Below are 1,667 nucleotides of genomic sequence, written 5' to 3' on the forward strand. Positions count from 1 at the left end.
CATCGCCGCCGCCTGGCGTCCTGGCAAGCGCCCGACCGGTGCCGAAAACGCCATGATCCTGAAACGGGTGTTGCCGCGTCTGCGCGCCGCCTGGCCCGAGACCCACCGCGTGCGGCGCGGCGATGCCCCTTTCGCCCATCCGGAGTCGATGGCGCTGGCACTGGCCGACGGGCACACCGATGTCCTCGTCGGACGGGCCGGCAACCGCGTGCGCTCGCCGCTGGCCAAACCGTTTCTCGAGGCCAACCGCCGACACCAGGCGGTGCGCGAGGAACATGCCCGCCGTCTCCACCGGGCGCCGCCGGCCAGTCCCCGGTCTGACCATGATGTGGAAGACGCCGCCGGAACCTGGCCCCGGGCGTTTCGGGTCATCCTCAAGGCCGAGGCGATGGCCTTCGACGACCATCCCCGCTTCGTGGTGACCTCGCTCGATCTGCCCTCGCCCGAGTGCCTCGATCGCGATCTCGACAGCGCGCGCGGTCAGGACGAAAATTGCATCACGATGCTCAAGAACGACCTGGCCAGCGATCGCACCTCCGACCAGCGCTTTCTGGCCAATCGCCGGCGGCGGTTCTTCGCCGGCGGGGCCGATGTTCTGCATCACGCGCGGCTCATCCACACCGAATTGGCCCAGGCGCAACCGGCGACGGTCATCTTGAAGCGGTTTAAGATCGCCGTGCGCGTGCTGCAGTACCAGGATCGCGCAAGCGGCAACGGCCGTCGAACGGCCCGGCGAAGGCATTGCCGCACCGGGTCACCGAGATCGTGTTCCTGACCCGTCCGCCGGATCCGCTCACCACCCGACCCCTTCGCTCAACCGCCGGCCTTGACCCTCCCGCCCGTTCGGGCAGGATCGCTCGCGCCTGTCCGATGGCCACGCCACCCCTCCGGGACGCTCGGGCGGGCCGGTTCCGACCGTCAAGGGGCAAATCCGCCCGCGTCGCACGCGTCGGCAACCTGTCCGGCCGGCTGCATCGCCCTTGAACCCGATCATGACCGTCGGTTTCTGGGCCTGCCCACAGGTTTATGAAACATCCGGGCTAATAAGTTCAGAAGCATCCCATTACACACAACTTCCCGTGTTCGGCATCTCTCTGGCATATTTGATCCCAGCGGCGAAGTCCATGATGCGCTGCATGCCCAGCCAGATGGTCTTCAAACCGGGCTCGCCATCTCCCTTGCGCCCGAGAAACCCGCCGAGGCGGGCGATGAGGCGCATCACCTCGTTGAGACGCGGCGGTGCCTTGGGAACAGGCTTTTTCGCCAGGATGTACGCCGCCTGCCACTCCTCGGTTTCCAGCAACCACCCCGCGTCCAAATCGGGACGGTGCGCCCCAGGCGCATCAAGCGGGCGATGCGCCAACTCACCACCAGGAACAGCGCCAGGGCGCGTTCGAGACGGGCCAGGTGCAGGGCCTCGACGCGGCAGGCATCCTTGAGAACCAAAAAGAGCCTTTCGATACCCCATCCCTGAAACCGCTGTAGAAGAATTTTTGACAGCCTCTCCAGCGGCACCGATACTTGATTGTAAGGCGTTGTTGGGTCTTGTGACTCACTTTTCGGAGTTCAAAATCGGCGCAAAACTGGCTTTAATCGTTTGTTTATAAAGGATAATGGCCTCAAGAATGGTAAAATGTCAGGTGCTTGAATCATGACAACCACTCAAG

At 64.2% G+C, this 1,667-nt stretch carries 2 pseudogenes; one reads left to right on the forward strand and one right to left on the reverse strand.

Annotation, left to right across the window (positions count from 1 at the left end):
• Positions 1–783: pseudogene (locus QZY07_RS01120) on the forward strand (transposase); the annotation flags it as partial.
• 280 nt (positions 784–1,063) lie between these two features.
• Here the strand turns inward: QZY07_RS01120 and QZY07_RS01125 are convergent.
• A pseudogene (locus QZY07_RS01125) lies at positions 1,064–1,467 on the reverse strand (IS4 family transposase); the annotation flags it as partial.
• Between the last annotated feature and the right edge of the window lie 200 nt (positions 1,468–1,667).

It is taken from the genome of uncultured Thiocystis sp. (assembly GCF_903866365.1).
Lineage (GTDB): Bacteria > Pseudomonadota > Gammaproteobacteria > Chromatiales > Chromatiaceae > Chromatium.